Below are 14,903 nucleotides of genomic sequence, written 5' to 3' on the forward strand. Positions count from 1 at the left end.
TTACAATAATAATATTGAAAGGTTACTGCCTTGACGGTTAAATTTTTGGTAAAATTGTTACTCAGTCTGTTTTATTGTTTTATCGTTATTCAAACGAGTATGGCTGCTGTACCTCAAGGGGCAGAAGCAGGCGTTCCTGCTTTTGATAAGGCAGCAGAAAAAATAGAAACCTTAATTGATAGTAATGTGCCATTAGCGCAGACGCAATTAAAGCGGTTTGAAAAACAGTTTCAGCAATTATCGCTAAAACAAAAAATCACCTACCAAAACCTATTAACCGATACTTACCTGTTACAGGCACAATATCATTTAGCTAAACAGTCGGCATCTGACGGCTTAGCGCTAACCTTAAAACTTTCTAGCCCGAGCTTGTTAATTTCTGAGTTACTCTATAGTCGTGGCTTTGCTTATGAAAGTATAGGTGAGACAGAATTAGCCACTAAAGATTATGAAAATGGGCTTGAATTAGCTAAATCACTTCATGATAACGTACTAATTGCCACAGGATTGGCGAATTTAGGCGCAATTTATTACCTGACCGATCGTTATGAAAACTCATTAATTGTGTTAAATGATGCTTACAATATTGCCAAGCAAACAGATGATGATGAATTAAAGGGCATGGTAAATTCTGAGCTAGGCATTTTATATGTGTATCTAAACCAAAGTGAACAAGCCATGGTTTACTACCATCAAGCCTACCAACATTATAAAAAAGCAAAAAAAACTAATTCTTCTTTGAGTGCATTAGTCAATATTGGCATGAATCACTTGTATGAAAAAGAATATGAACAAGCAATAAGTATATACAAAACTATCATTAAAGAATCCGAAGGCGTAGCGCTTAATCAATTGATGTATAGCACTTATTCTGGACTGTCATGGGCAAATTTAAAAAAAGAAAACCCTAATCATGAAGCTAGTTATCAGTATTTATTATTGTCAAAGCAGTACATGGAAGGCATTGAGCAATATGATATTAAACTGCAATATTATACCGATGAAGCATTTGTGCTATATGAGCTTGAACATTACCAAGAAGCACTTGAAAGCATGTCCAAAGTAGAAAGTATCCTGGCGCAATACATGCCTTTAAGTCAGCTTAAAATGTATACCCGTATCAATATTATCAACTTGAAATCTAAAACATTTCATAAACTAGGACGTTATCAACAGGCCTATGAGTTGCAAGCACAGCGGCTATCGCTGACTCAGCTGTTACGTGAAAAAAAACATACGCAGTCTATTGCTGAAGTACGTTTAGCTTTAGAAGCCAAGCAAGCTGATTTACACAAACAAGTGCTAAAAAATAAGCAAACGCTACAAGAGGTTTCTTTGCAAGAAGCAGAGCAAAAAAAGTCTCAACAAAAGCGCTATTTATTTCTTATCGCTATTGTAGCGCTAATTTTTGCTTGGCTATTAGCTAAGCTGGTTCAAGGTCAACGAAGGCTATACAAAGCATCAAGCACTGATATGTTAACCGGGATTTCTAATCGTAGAAAATTGATGAGAAAAGGGCGGAAGTTACTACAAAAGGCTAAAGCTAGAAAGGCAGATTTTAGTGTCATCATGATTGACATCGATCAGTTTAAAAAAGTAAATGATCGGTTTGGCCATAGTGTTGGTGATCAAGTTTTGAAAAAAGTTGCAGAGCTTGGTGTTACCTTTATACGAAAAACTGATTTATTTGGTCGTTTTGGTGGTGAAGAATTTATTGTATTTTTGCCTAATACCTCAACCGCGCAAGCTAAAATGATTGCGGAACGTTTTCGCTCTTCGGTTGAAGGCTATCAGTGGCAGCTAAAAGATAGTTCACAAGCCCCTTTAACTACCAGTGTAAGTATTGGCGTTGTTTGTAGTGCTGATGTGCCGCTAGATAAAAAGTACGAGTTAACTGCATTAATTAATCAAGCGGATAACTTGCTTTATCTTGCTAAAAAGCAAGGGAAAAATAAGGTGTGCAGTTTATGAGTAAATGTTCAATCAGAGTGATTTTTGGGCTGTTAATAGCACTTTGTTCATACCCCTTAGCTGCAGCGGATGAAAAACAAGAAAGTACCGGCTTAACTCAAGTAAGTGAATACCCACTTAACGCTCAAGTACAGGTTTTAGCTGAGGCTGTAACAAAAGGCTCTATCAAAACACGCAGCTTGTTACAGCAAATTAATGTTGAAGGTGCCATGTTTAATTATGCTGAGCAGTATTTAATTCTATTAGCGAAAGCAACTATTAAGCAAGAAGAGCAACAACATCAAGCGGTTATCTCATTAATTGAACAAGCAAAGTCATTAAGAAAGCATATAGTTGAAAAACAACTTAATACGCCGTTTTTTTCTCATGCTAATCTGATCTTAGCTAATAGTTACGCAGCGATAGAAGATTACAATAATGCTTATTTGGCTAAAAAAGCTTTTGTTGATGAATATAACAATTACAGTGATGCTAAGCGTGAAAATACTGTAAAATCCTTGACTCAAAAGTATGAAATTGCCCATAAAAAAGAAGCCAATGCGTTATTAGATAATCAAAACCAGTTAAAGGCGCTGCAAATTGGTGATGTAAACCAGCAGCAAAAAGATCAACAGCGAAATTTTATTTTAATTTTCTGTACCATTTTACTGTTTATTTTGCTTTTTTTACGTCAGTTGAGAATCAGGCATAAGCTACTTATTTTGGCTAAAACTGACAATTTAACAGGTTTATTAAATAGAACAGAATTATTTAATAAAGGTGCTAAGTTGGTTGAACTTGCGAATGAAAAAGCGCAACCGTTAAGCGTTGTACTTTTTGATATTGATAATTTTAAGCAAATTAACGATGATTTTGGTCATCACATTGGTGATTTAGTGTTAAAAAAAATCGCTGGGTTAGTCAGCGAAACTATGCGCTCTCGTGATGTTTTTGCCCGTTTAGGCGGCGAGGAGTTTGTTGCTATACTGCCTAATACTGATATGGATAAGGCCAAAGCCATTGCCGTAAGAGTGATTGAAAAAATAACGCAACACGCTTTTGACCAAGAAGGAGTCAATTATCAGTTAACCATTAGTATTGGTGTTGCCAATTTGCAAGAGACTAAGGCTGTATTTGACGATATTATTCATGCCGCTGATCTGGCAATGTATCAAGCAAAAGCTAAAGGGCAAAATCAAATGGTTAGTTATGAAACTATTAGCGATGTGCAAGAAAGGCGACAACGCTAATGTTTTGAATTCACTTGGCTATTAAAATCATATAAGCTGTATTTGATACAGGTATTTATCACAATTTATAAGAAGAATTAATCGCATGAAAGTATGCGATACTAGGAAGTCATTTCATGTCTGATGTGCTCGAATATAGTCCAGATGGGGTTGAACAAGTCCCGCTAAGACGCTTTACTGAAGAAGCTTATTTAAACTATTCCATGTACGTAATAATGGATCGTGCTTTACCGCATATAGGTGATGGCTTAAAGCCAGTACAACGCCGTATTGTTTATGCTATGTCAGAGCTAGGGCTATCAGCTGCTGCAAAATATAAAAAATCGGCACGTACTGTGGGCGATGTATTAGGTAAATTTCATCCCCATGGCGATAGTGCTTGTTATGAAGCCATGGTGTTAATGGCACAACCCTTCTCATACCGTTATCCGTTGGTTGATGGCCAAGGTAACTGGGGGGCTCCAGATGATCCTAAATCATTTGCTGCCATGCGTTATACTGAGTCTCGCTTATCTAAGTTTAGTGAAGTATTACTCGCAGAGCTAGGTCAAGGTACGGTAGATTGGGTGCCAAATTTTGATGGCACTATGAAAGAGCCTAAAACGTTACCTGCGCGTTTACCTCATATTATGCTTAACGGTATCACAGGTATTGCTGTTGGTATGGCAACCGATATACCACCTCATAATGTGCGTGAGATTGCTGATGCTTGCGTGCATTTAATTGAGCAACCCAAAGCGGAAGTGTCTGATTTGTTGGCACATGTTCAGGGACCAGATTATCCAACCGATGCAGAAATAATAACCCCAAAAACTGATATTGAAAAAATATACCAAACCGGCCGTGGTAGCATAAAAATGCGGGCAGTGTATGAGGTTGAGCAAGGTGAAATTGTGATCTCTGCCTTGCCACATCAAGCTTCAGGTGGGAAAATATTAGAACAAATTGCGGCACAAATGACGGCTAAAAAGCTGCCAATGGTAATTGATCTTCGTGATGAGTCTGATCATGAAAATCCGGTTCGTTTGGTGATTGTGCCTCGTTCTAATCGCGTTGATACTGAGCAATTAATGCAACATTTATTTGCTAGTACCGATTTAGAGAAAAGCTATCGCGTTAATATTAACATGATCGGCTTAGACAATCGTCCCGCGGTTAAAAACTTGAGAGAAATCTTATCAGAATGGCTTGAATACCGTCGTGAAACAGTGCGTAGACGTTTACAATATCGGCTAGACAAAGTACTCGCCCGTTTACATATTTTAGATGGCTTATTGGTTGCGTATTTAAATATTGATGAAGTAATTGACATTATTCGAAGTTTTGATGAACCAAAAGCTGAATTGATGTCTCGCTTTGGTTTATCTGAAATACAAGCCCATGCAATTTTAGAAATAAAATTAAGACAGCTAGCCAAATTAGAAGAAATTAAAATTCGTGCCGAACAAGATGAGTTACGAAATGAGCAAGAATATCTAGAAAAAACGCTCAATTCAAAAGCACGTATGAATACCTTAATGAAAAAAGAGATCCTTGCAGCCGCCAAAGAATATGGCGATGAACGTCGTTCTAAACTGGTTGAACGCAGTGAATCAAAAGCCTTAACAGAAAAAGATTTGGTGCCAAGCGAGCCAGTCACGGTAGTGGTATCTGACAAAGGTTGGGCTCGATGTGCCAAAGGTCATGATATTGATGCAACAAGCCTTAACTATAAAGCTGGCGATAATTATTTATGCTCAGCCAAGGGGCGCAGTAACAGACCTGTTGCTTTTATTGACTCATCTGGCCGGGCATTCACCACAGATGCACATACTTTACCAACTGCACGGAGCCAAGGTGAACCCTTAACTGGACGTTTTAATTTAGCCTCTGGTGAAACCTTTGTTCATTGTGTTATGGCTGAAGATGAGGCCAAGTACTTGTTAGTCAGTGATGCAGGCTATGGCTTTATTAGTAGCTTTAGTGACATGATCAGTCGTAATAAAAATGGTAAAGCATTAATTTCTCTTCCTCCATCAGCAAAAGTATTAACGCCGCAGTTAGTTGAGAATATTGATGATGATGCTTGTTTGGCCATCACCACAGAAGGGCGAATGTTGGTCTTTGCAGTTAAAAACCTACCCTTACTCAGCAAAGGTAAAGGTAATAAAATTATTAACATTCCTTCAGCACGGTCAAAAGCACGTGAAGAGTATGTCACCTTACTGGCTATTGTGCCTGATGGCGCATCGATAACTTTGCATGCGGGCCGTCGCAAATTGACGTTAAAAGCAACCGATATTGACCATTATCGTGGTGAAAGAGGACGACGAGGCAATAAGCTACCTCGAGGCTTACAGCGTGTCGACCAAATTGAGATTGAATTACCTAAGCTTGAAGCAACAGACGCTGTGGCGTTAGGCTCAAGCGATGGTGATGAATAAAATGGATGTTGGTCTGGGCGATTGAGCTCAGACCAAGGTTCATATTAGTTAAAATTCATTGATCAGTATCAATTATGATGTAAATAATAACTATTTTCATTGTGTCTTTATCAATCTCAGTGTAAAATGCAAATAATAGTAATTCTCATTAAGAATGAGAGTTCCCCTAGGTATTTTACTGATCATGCAAGTTAGTTAAATCTCGCCATGATAAGTGCACTGAGAAAGGTAATAAAATGACTTTAGTTGATGTAGCAAAAAATCAGGTTGTTAAAATTTGTGCCTTACCCAAGGATGAAGCGTTATCTGCCCAATTACTAGAGCAAGGTTTTTCGTTACGCACTGAAGTCGCACTTGCCCACAAGGCACCTTTTAATGGCCCTTTAGCGTATAAACTTCACAATACTAAAATCAGCATTCAACGTGCTATTGCAGAGCAAATTCAGGTGGCTGTTGCCTAGTTGCTTGCGCATTTGATTTTGCCCCTACTGTGCATTTATATTAAGTTAAATTAACTGACCTTCAGTAAACGTTATACGAGTTATTTTCATGAGTTGTTGTTCTAATTCTTCGTCGTGTGCACAGAATTCCATGCCATTACCTGGTCGGCATTATGCGCTGGTTGGTTTTGCTAATTCAGGTAAAAGCACGCTTTTTAATTTATTATCATCTCGTGATAAAAATGCGGCTAAACAGAATGTTGGTAATTTTTCTGGTATTACCGTTGCGGCAAAAAAAACACAATTAACACTCAATAGTGTTGATGCATTTCTTTCTGACTTACCCGGTTTAAGCTCTCTTACCCAGCGTGGCGAGCAAGGACAAGACTTAACAATTTCGCAGCAGTTCATTCAAAAAAATGATATTGATTGTTTAATTAATGTGGTCGATATCAATCAAATAAGTCGTCACCTTTATTTAACAACACAACTACTTGAATTAGGCATGCCTATGATTGTAGTGCTTAATAAAACAGACAAACAACAACATCAAACGGTCGATATTAACAAGTTAAGTGATGAGTTAGGCTGTCCGGTTGTGGCTATTAGTGCCCAACATAAAAACGCTTTAGTGCAAGTCGAGCAAGCGTTATTACAAGTACCAACTGCTACTCACACTAATGACAAAGAACAAGCTGAACAAGGTCGACCTGTCATTACTGAAACCAGTGCAAGTATTCAAGCAAGGCAAGATTACATTGCGGATCTACTTTTAAGAGTTAGTAGTGAACGTGGTGGTGCGAGTTTTTCTGATACATTAGACAATGTTGTACTCCACCCTGTGGTCGGTATCCCAGTGTTTTTCGCCATGATGTATTTGCTGTTTATGTTTGCTATTAATGTTGGCAGTGCATTTATCGACTTTTTTGATATTCTAAGTGGTACCTTGTTTGTTGATTATCCATTGCACTACCTTGACCCTTTAGGCTTGCCGCAGTGGGTGCTTACCATTGTTGAAGGTGTTGGTAGTGGTATACAAACGGTGGCTACCTTTATTCCAGTGATTGCCTGTTTATTTATCGGTTTGTCGTTGTTAGAAAACTCAGGCTATTTGGCTCGGGCTGCTTTTGTTGTTGATAGTGTGATGCAAAAAATTGGTTTACCCGGTAAAGCGTTTGTGCCGCTAATTGTTGGTTTTGGCTGTACTGTGCCTGCGGTCATGTCGGCACGCGTGCTAGATAGTGAACGTGAGCGTATTACTACCATTATGATGGCACCCTTTATGTCATGTGGTGCGCGTTTACCTGTTTATGCGTTATTTGCTGCCGCTTTCTTCCCTGATAGTGGCCAAAACTTAGTGTTTTTATTGTATTTAATCGGTATTGCTGCCGCTATTTTTACCGGGTTTTTATTAAAGAAAACGGTACTTTGTGGTACTAGCTCATTGAATATTATGGAGTTACCGCCTTATGAAGTGCCTCGCTTTGGCGCAATGACTAAACGTGTTTGGCAGCGTACTTATGGCTTTGTTACTGGCGCGGGTAAAACCATTGTTATTGTGGTGTGTTTACTTAATTTCTTTAATTCTATTGGCACTGATGGAAGTTTTGGACACCAAGACAGTGAACAATCAATATTGAGCCAAAGCGCACAGGTGGTGATGCCAGTATTGGCACCTATGGGTATAAAAGAAGATAACTGGCAAGCCGGTGTGGGTATAATTACCGGTATTTTTGCTAAAGAAGTCTTGGTTGCAACGTTTAATAGTTTATATTCGCCAACCTCTTCTGAAGATGGGGCCGAGCCTTCGTTAATCGCTAGTTGGCATGAGGCAACCGCCAGCATTAAAGAAAACTTACTAGGTATAGCCCCTGATGATCCTTTAGGGATTGATGTAGGAGATTTAAGTGATTTAGCGGTGGTAGCTCAAGAACAACAAGTTGAATTAACCACTTATCAAGTCATGCAAGCTGCATTTGTTGGTCAGTTAGGTGCATTTAGTTATTTGCTCTTTATCTTGTTGTACACGCCATGTGTTGCAGCTATGGGCGCAATCAAAAATGAAGTGGGCGCGCGCTGGGCAGGTTTTGCCGCTATTTGGAGTTTTGTGCTGGCTTATTTAATGGCAACCTTGTGCTTCCAAGTAGGTAACTTTTTAGCGACACCTTTGCTCTCCAGTATATATATTGTTGGTGTATTTGTGAGTTTTGTTGGGATTTACTTCTGGCTGAAACATAAAGGTAGTAAGGTGCTAACGATTCCTGTGTCGGTTAGTTACTCTTAATACTATTTACTGTTAGCATTTATTGTTTTATGAAAAAATTAATAAGACTAACTAAAAATAATAAAGAACCTGATAACAGCATTAAGAGATAAAAAACTCGTGCCAATAACCTATCAAACTTTGTAGTATGCTTATAGATCAAAGGTAAGTCAGCATCAAAAACATCAAGTGAAGACTTTACTTTCTTATTTCTATATTTATCAAAAACAAGTGCATGAGCGACATTAAAAGCATCGTAACCACTAATTAACTCCATACCCAAATTATTTTTGATGTCAGGATTTTTACGCAGTTTTCGCATAGTTACCCAAGCAAATATCACCCATAGTAAGCAACTGAATAACATGCCAAAAAAAGCAAATCCTTCTATCCATTTATATACAACCATTAATTTAGCAACCATTTCATAATGCTGTCATAGTAACTTTCTGCAAGTTCCTTAGAGCCACTGTCTGTTAGAATTGACATGCTAGCCACAGTTAAACCTACACCTACTAATATAACTAATCCCATAGGTGTTAACGCAGCGACCATTGGTAAAGCACTAACAAGCCCAAAACCGACCCTAGAAGCAAGAATGCCCATACCACCACCTGCAGCAAAACCACTGGATTCAACAAACATTTCTTTATGCCAGTTGCCTCCATATTTCGCCGTGTTAATGATACCTGCGCTACGAGAAGTAAAATCAATCGCTGCAAGGTTATTTGTTAGAAATTTAGCGTGGCTTCCAAAGCGCGCTAATGAGTTAACTTGTGCTTGGTTCGTTACTTGTAATTTAGCAATACTGCTCTCATTGCGACTATCTTTGGCAATGTTTAATGCTCGTTTCATGTTAAATAAAGGTGAGCGATTAGCATTTGTTGCTTGATTTTGCGCGTGATTAAATTCACGGCTGAATTGTAATGACATTTTATTATATGCCATTTTAACATGCATACGATTACCTGTGTTTTTATTCTGTTGGTAACGATTTAATGCCTCTTCATATCTTTTAACTGCTTTAGCAAAACCGTCTAAACGACTACTTGCCACTCCTACCCCTGAGCCAATAAAAGCAGATTCTTGATTTTTAAAGTCGTCTTTTACTTTGGCTAAGGCAGTTACTGCTTCGCTACCCATTGCCAATGAAAAATCCGTGATGGTTTTGGCTCTATTACCTACCGATAATTGATTAACTAACGAGCGTGACAAGTGGTTTTGACTGGGTTTTAATTGATAAGGTCTATAGGGTTTTAGCAATGATAATTCAGGCATGTCACACGAGCCAACAGGGTCGGTGTCAATAGCGCATTGTTGTTTAAAAAGGGAGGCGTTAAACGGTTTATTACAGAGAATGACTTCACTCATTTCATATCCTTGTTGAGTTGATAATTTAATCCAATTAAATAGGACGCTTATCCTATCAAAACAGTATGAAAAAAACAAAGCGATTTTTCTGCTAGGCTGATATAGTTTTCTTAAATTAAGTGTTTTTGAGAAAATGGAATATCGGTATGACTAGTAGGGCAAAACATAAACGTATTGCGATCTTAACCAGTGGTGGCGATGCGCCAGGAATGAATGCAGCTATTCGCTCAATTGTACTAGCTGCCCATCATTATCACATTGACGTCATTGGGTTTTATCATGGCTTTAATGGTCTAGTTTGCGCTGATAATACTCAACCTACAATCAAGTTAACCTTAGATGATGTTAGTAACATCATTCATCGCGGTGGCACTATTTTAAAAAGTGCTCGTTGTCAGCAAATGTATAGCGAACAAGGTATTAAACAAGCCGCTAAAACCTTAACTGCACATAATATTGATGCTTTGGTGGTTATTGGTGGTGATGGCTCTTTTAATGGCATGCTCTCTTTAGCACAGCATTGGCAGGGACAATTAATTGGCATTCCCGGTACTATTGATAATGATCTTGATGGTACTGATTTTACTATTGGTTTTGCAACAGCGGTTAATACCGGTATTGAGGCCATTGATAAAATTCGTGATACTGCCGATGCGTTTGAGCGAGTTTTTATTGTTGAATTAATGGGCCGTCATAGTGGTCATATTACTTTTAATGTTGGCATTGCCTGTGGTGCAGAACAAGTGCTTTCTTTTGAGAATTTCTCAGTTGATGATAAGCAGGCAAAACTGCAACAACTGGCTGATGAAATTAAATGCGCACAAGAAAATCGCCATAGTAGTTATATTATAGTCATTGCCGAAAATTTATGGCCCGGAGGGGCTATGGAATTAGCAAAAGAGTTGAAACAACAAGCCGCCATTGAGTGTACTGCCTGTGTGTTGGGGCATATTCAACGCGGCGGCTCGCCAGTCCCTAAGGATAGATTACTAGCAACTAAAATGGGTGTTGCTGCCATGCAAGCTATTATTGATGGTGAGACAGGTATTATGATTGCTGAGCAACATAGCGCTATTTGTCATATTGCATTAGCGCAAGCGGTCAAACATCATAAAATGGTGAATAAACAACTCGTTGATGCGCAAGAAAACATTTTAGCCTTAACCGCGCAAAATCAGTATTAGTACACTTGCCTTTTTTAATAGGGCTGTCGCTAGCACTGTGATTAATGAGAGACTAACGGTAGCGATAATGAAAAGCGACTGCCTTGGCCGAGTTTGCTGTCGACGAACAACTCAGAGTTAAGGATTTTGCTGAGTTTTTGACTAATCGCTAACCCTAAACCTGCATGGGTAGTACTATCTTCTATCGCATTGCTAGCACGATAGCGTGCGTCAAAAATATAGGCGATATCTTCTTTACTGATACCTGAGCCGTTATCAGTAACACAAATTTTTATTTTGTCTGTGTGTTGGCTAACAATAATAGCAACCTCGCCATTTTTATCAGTGTGTCTTATGGCATTTTCTAACAAATTAGTGATAATACGTTCAAGTTTAGCTATGTCTGAGTAAACAATAAAACGGCATTGTTGGGGCTGTAAGCTCAAACGGATATGTTTACTTTTTGCTTTAAGTGAAAACTTTGCCATGATGTCGTGTAGTAACTCACCAATGGCAAAGGTTTCTAAGTTAACGCTAACTTGACCGTCTTCTAGATGTGCAAGTTCAAAAATTTGGTCGATTAATCGTTTTAATTGCATGCTATTGCGTTGCACCGTTGCGAGGTAATTTGTACGTTCTGGCTCCTCAACAGCTTCACCTTTGATGACGAGTGTTTCAATATATCCTTGCATAGTTGCTAATGGGGTGCGTAAATCATGGGATAAATGCGCTAACAGCTCTCGCCTGACCCGATCATTTTCGGTTAATTGGCTCAGTTGCTGATTGATTTGTTCAACCATTGAATTGAACGTATTTCCGAGCATATCAATTTCATTGTGTTGATTCGTTTGCCAATGACTGAGGGTTACCTTATTTTGATCAAACTTGACCGATTTGAGTGCTTGCATTTCAGTCACTAACTTTTTAATAGGTGCAGTGAAATAACGAAACACGGCTAATAAAATCAGTAGCAATAGCATAGCTGCGCCAATAAATAGCGCTCCAAATTGTTGCAGGTGCTCATCATTTTTAACTTGGCTAAAAATAGAGTCATAAATTTCTCCACCAATAATGACATACAAGTAGCCTTGCAAATTGTCACCACGATAAATAGGCGCGGCTGAAAAAATTTTTTGCTTGTTTAAGTCACGTGGATCATCACCAAAAACTGGCACAGCAGTAGGGTTTGCAATTAAATTGACTAAGGGACTTAATTCAACATTCTTACGCTTTATTTTACTGGCTTCGGCAGAATAGGTGATGATATTGCCAGCAGGATCAAGAAAGTAAAACTCAAACGCAGGGCCTAATAGCATCAGGGTATGAAACAAGTTCTCTAATGCGGCTTTGTCATAAACCCCATCTTGCAGCAAGGGATTATCGTGGGCTAAATGTTCAGCCAGTTGAATATGTAGTTTTTGCTCGGCTTGAAATTTTGAATGCTCTGCTAATGAATTACTCCAATAAAAAAGCAATGATGCTAGTACCATAAAGGAGACGCACACTGATAAAGCAAGTTTTTGATATAGTGATATTTTCATAGAGTAACTCAATTGTAATAGTGCTTAATGAACGCCAGCAGAGTTTAATTTATATCCCACGCCCCATACGGTTTGGATTATTTTCGGCTCGGCGCAATCTTCTTCTAATTTATTGCGTAATCGGTTGATATGAGAATTAACTGTGTGTTCGTAGCCACTGTGGTTATAACCCCAAACACCGTCTAATAGTTGCGAACGGGAAAATACTTGGTCAGGGTTTTTACATAAAAAGTCGAGTAATTCAAATTCCGTTGCTGTTAAGTTTATGGCATTGTCGTTGTATGTCACTTGATGATAACGTTGATCCACTAACAGCTTGCCCAAGCATGTACTGCCATTTTGTTGCTGGGCGTTTTGGCTGCTGGATTCATTGACAATCCCATTGCTTCTTTCTATTAAAGCATGAACACGCCTTAATTGAGTACGCACTCTTGCTTGTAGTTCTCTAATGCTAAAGGGTTTGGTCATGTAGTCATCAGCCCCTAATTCAAGTCCTAAAATCCTATCGGTTTCTGATGTTTTTGATGTCAGTATTAAAATAGCCTGTAACGGTTTTTCTTGTCTTAACTGGCGACAAATATCTAAACCATTAGTGCCTGGTAACATCACATCAAGCATCACTAGTTGATAGTTTTGTTTTAGTGCTTGCTCTAAACCCTGCTGCCCATGACAACAAATGTCACTATCAATTTCTAATTCTGATAAGTGCACTTGAATTAAATTGGCAATATCATATTCGTCTTCAACAATTAAAACTTTGTCTTTCATATTTTGGCCAGTTAGTAAGTAGAACCAAGCTAACTGGCCAAGTTCACCTTACTTTATTCGTGTTATAGTTATTTTTATCGCTGGGTTATCAAAACGATGTGCCTGCGTTAAAACTGAGCTAGATAATCCATCATCTTGACTAACAACCCCTGAATGATAGGCAACAAAGTCAACATCATCACGAATTGCATCAAAACCAACCCCACCATCTGCAGGCCCAGGAATGCTTCCCATCATTTCAGTGTTGGCCTCTGTACCCGCATCAAAAACAGCTAAGTTCCAGGATGTAGAGTCATTTATTGCCATTGTTGAAATATCTATACCAGTTAGACCAGAGAAAGCATCATTTGTATTCACTAACATGGTTGCCGCAGTAAAAAAAGTTGCATTTCGGTCGGTTGTCGATACTTCTATCGTACTTGCTGTTCCCGGTAAAACTACACCATCGCCACTGTTTGAAGCCAGTGCAGCCGTATCGGCAATGAAATCTGTATTGTCGCCACCTTCGGCTAATTTTTCTAAGGCAACAGAAGAGGCTTGACCTACTGTCCACATTTTGGTGTCAGCATGTAGAACAACGCCAAGTGGGGATAAGGGTTGTGCGTAAGTCAAATTAGTTAAGGTAACACTGTAGCTGTATTCAGCTGGAGCTGTTGGCGGTGTTGGTGTTTCAATTGTTTTATCATCATCGTGACCACAAGCAGATAGAGCGAGTAGCAAGGAAGTAGCCAACAGCGTTTTACGTTTAGTTGCTGCGCTATTGCTGGCAAGATGCAAAAAGTTTATATTTTTTAAAGAAAGGCTCAACATGATTTACTCCTTATTGAATAGTCACGGTTAATTTTGCAACAGGGTTTAACCAACGGTGAATACTATTATTTAAATCACTGTTACCGCCATCTGACATATCATCACCTAAACTTCCACGGTGAATATGAATCATAGTGTTACTTTCTGTGTCGGTAACGCCTGTGCCATTACTACCTGAGTCGCCACCGGGCGCGGCTGGAATACCTAACACACCAGGAGCACCGCCACCGTTTACTAATTCGTTATTGGCTTCGGTTCCGGCATCATAAGCATTTAACATTATTGTGTATGTCCCAGCCTCGGTTGGAATTTTCCAACTATCTAAACCAACAAAACCGTCGTTTGAAGGAAGTACCATAGTGGTCATTGACAAATGCGTATTGGCTGCATCATTGCTTAAGGTGTAACTCGTAGACATGCCCGGCGCTAATAACCCGCCAGCTGGGTTTTCGCTAATATTGGCATCGGCGTTAGTTAATATACTTGCTAAACCTGAAATATCCCCACCTTCTGCCATAGCTTGTAGCTCAGCTGTTGCCGCAGTGCCAATCATAAACATATGATTGTCGCTGGTGTGTGCTGCAGTAATTACAGGGGTAAAGTGTAAGCCTTGTGTTAAGTTAGTGATGGTAATTGATAAGTCTTGCGCCATAGCAGCTGAGCTTGTAAAAGCTATTGCGCTAACGCTAAGTAAAGTTGTGATGTTTCTGGTTATTGTTTTCATGACAGGGATACCTTCTCTTTAAGTGTTGTTTTCGGTTTGTTTTAGAACTCAATGGAAAGTATGCAGGGGAGTTGTTACGACAAGATCACGGACTTATCACGGTTTGATTACTTAATTATCACGAAACTATCACAACAAAATTCACCACAACAAAATTCACCACAAAATTATGGAGAACTAAAGGAATGAAAACATGCTAA

The 14,903-nt window shown here is 38.9% G+C and carries 12 protein-coding genes; 6 read left to right on the forward strand and 6 right to left on the reverse strand.

Going from position 1 to position 14,903, the window contains the following annotated elements:
• Positions 1-30: 30 nt before the first annotated feature.
• The 5 genes from ABXG98_RS09350 (at position 31) to feoB (ending at position 8,347) form a co-directional block, all read left to right on the forward strand.
• Positions 31-1,971, forward strand: a complete 1,941-nt coding sequence (locus ABXG98_RS09350; protein ID WP_353538402.1) for a tetratricopeptide repeat-containing diguanylate cyclase — start codon at positions 31-33, stop codon at positions 1,969-1,971.
• On the forward strand, positions 1,968-3,200 hold the full coding sequence (locus ABXG98_RS09355) for a GGDEF domain-containing protein (RefSeq protein WP_353538403.1): 1,233 nt from the start codon (positions 1,968-1,970) through the stop codon (positions 3,198-3,200). The genes ABXG98_RS09350 and ABXG98_RS09355 overlap by 4 nt, the downstream gene beginning before the upstream one ends.
• Positions 3,201-3,316: 116 nt before the next feature.
• A complete protein-coding gene (gene parC / locus ABXG98_RS09360; RefSeq protein WP_353538404.1) occupies positions 3,317-5,623 on the forward strand; it encodes a DNA topoisomerase IV subunit A in 2,307 nt (768 codons plus the stop codon).
• A gap of 236 nt (positions 5,624-5,859) precedes the next feature.
• Positions 5,860-6,084 carry a FeoA family protein gene (locus tag ABXG98_RS09365; RefSeq protein ID WP_353538405.1) on the forward strand — a complete coding sequence of 75 codons (225 nt, stop codon included), beginning with the start codon at positions 5,860-5,862 and terminating at the stop codon, positions 6,082-6,084.
• Between the two features lie 130 nt (positions 6,085-6,214).
• The gene (feoB, locus tag ABXG98_RS09370; protein WP_353538406.1) at positions 6,215-8,347 is read left to right on the forward strand and encodes a ferrous iron transport protein B; all 2,133 of its coding nucleotides are present in this window, start codon (positions 6,215-6,217) and stop codon (positions 8,345-8,347) included.
• Between the two features lie 19 nt (positions 8,348-8,366).
• On the opposite strand, the gene ABXG98_RS09375 is transcribed toward feoB, so the two are convergent.
• Positions 8,367-8,750 carry a hypothetical protein gene (locus ABXG98_RS09375; RefSeq protein WP_353538407.1) on the reverse strand — a complete coding sequence of 128 codons (384 nt, stop codon included), beginning with the start codon at positions 8,748-8,750 and terminating at the stop codon, positions 8,367-8,369.
• Complete coding sequence (locus ABXG98_RS09380) at positions 8,735-9,697, reverse strand: hypothetical protein (protein ID WP_353538408.1); 963 nt, start codon at positions 9,695-9,697, stop codon at positions 8,735-8,737. The genes ABXG98_RS09375 and ABXG98_RS09380 overlap by 16 nt, the downstream gene beginning before the upstream one ends.
• Before the next feature lie 146 nt (positions 9,698-9,843).
• Between ABXG98_RS09380 and ABXG98_RS09385 the strand changes: the two genes are divergently transcribed.
• Entirely contained in the window at positions 9,844-10,881 is a 1,038-nt protein-coding gene (locus ABXG98_RS09385; RefSeq protein WP_353538409.1) for a 6-phosphofructokinase, read from the forward strand.
• Between the two features lie 41 nt (positions 10,882-10,922).
• On the opposite strand, the gene ABXG98_RS09390 is transcribed toward ABXG98_RS09385, so the two are convergent.
• The 4 genes from ABXG98_RS09390 to ABXG98_RS09405 are packed head-to-tail and all read right to left on the reverse strand — an operon-like array spanning position 10,923 to position 14,703.
• Positions 10,923-12,401, reverse strand: coding sequence for a HAMP domain-containing sensor histidine kinase (locus ABXG98_RS09390; RefSeq protein WP_353538410.1), 1,479 nt, complete (start codon positions 12,399-12,401; stop codon positions 10,923-10,925).
• Between the two features lie 24 nt (positions 12,402-12,425).
• Entirely contained in the window at positions 12,426-13,169 is a 744-nt protein-coding gene (locus tag ABXG98_RS09395) for a response regulator transcription factor (RefSeq protein WP_353538411.1), read from the reverse strand.
• A 48-nt stretch (positions 13,170-13,217) separates the two neighbouring features.
• Positions 13,218-13,979, reverse strand: a complete 762-nt coding sequence (locus ABXG98_RS09400; RefSeq protein ID WP_353538412.1) for a spondin domain-containing protein — start codon at positions 13,977-13,979, stop codon at positions 13,218-13,220.
• A 10-nt stretch (positions 13,980-13,989) separates the two neighbouring features.
• Positions 13,990-14,703 (reverse strand): spondin domain-containing protein, encoded by a 714-nt coding sequence (locus ABXG98_RS09405; protein ID WP_353538413.1) that lies wholly within the window; start codon positions 14,701-14,703, stop codon positions 13,990-13,992.
• Positions 14,704-14,903: the final 200 nt, after the last annotated feature.

Source organism: Colwellia sp. KU-HH00111 (genome assembly GCF_040362745.1).
Lineage (GTDB): Bacteria > Pseudomonadota > Gammaproteobacteria > Enterobacterales > Alteromonadaceae > Colwellia.

Bases quoted from the DNA above. Each gene is read 5' to 3' on its own strand.
- ABXG98_RS09375 (WP_353538407.1), bottom strand. From the start codon at position 8,750: ATGGTTGCTAAATTAATGGTTGTATATAAATGGATAGAAGGATTTGCT.
- ABXG98_RS09390 (WP_353538410.1), bottom strand. From the start codon at position 12,401: ATGAAAATATCACTATATCAAAAACTTGCTTTATCAGTGTGCGTCTCC.
- ABXG98_RS09385 (WP_353538409.1), top strand. From the start codon at position 9,844: ATGACTAGTAGGGCAAAACATAAACGTATTGCGATCTTAACCAGTGGT.
- ABXG98_RS09355 (WP_353538403.1), top strand. From the start codon at position 1,968: ATGAGTAAATGTTCAATCAGAGTGATTTTTGGGCTGTTAATAGCACTT.
- parC (WP_353538404.1), top strand. From the start codon at position 3,317: ATGTCTGATGTGCTCGAATATAGTCCAGATGGGGTTGAACAAGTCCCG.
- ABXG98_RS09380 (WP_353538408.1), bottom strand. From the start codon at position 9,697: ATGAGTGAAGTCATTCTCTGTAATAAACCGTTTAACGCCTCCCTTTTT.
- ABXG98_RS09395 (WP_353538411.1), bottom strand. From the start codon at position 13,169: ATGAAAGACAAAGTTTTAATTGTTGAAGACGAATATGATATTGCCAAT.
- ABXG98_RS09400 (WP_353538412.1), bottom strand. From the start codon at position 13,979: ATGTTGAGCCTTTCTTTAAAAAATATAAACTTTTTGCATCTTGCCAGC.
- ABXG98_RS09405 (WP_353538413.1), bottom strand. From the start codon at position 14,703: ATGAAAACAATAACCAGAAACATCACAACTTTACTTAGCGTTAGCGCA.
- ABXG98_RS09365 (WP_353538405.1), top strand. From the start codon at position 5,860: ATGACTTTAGTTGATGTAGCAAAAAATCAGGTTGTTAAAATTTGTGCC.
- feoB (WP_353538406.1), top strand. From the start codon at position 6,215: ATGCCATTACCTGGTCGGCATTATGCGCTGGTTGGTTTTGCTAATTCA.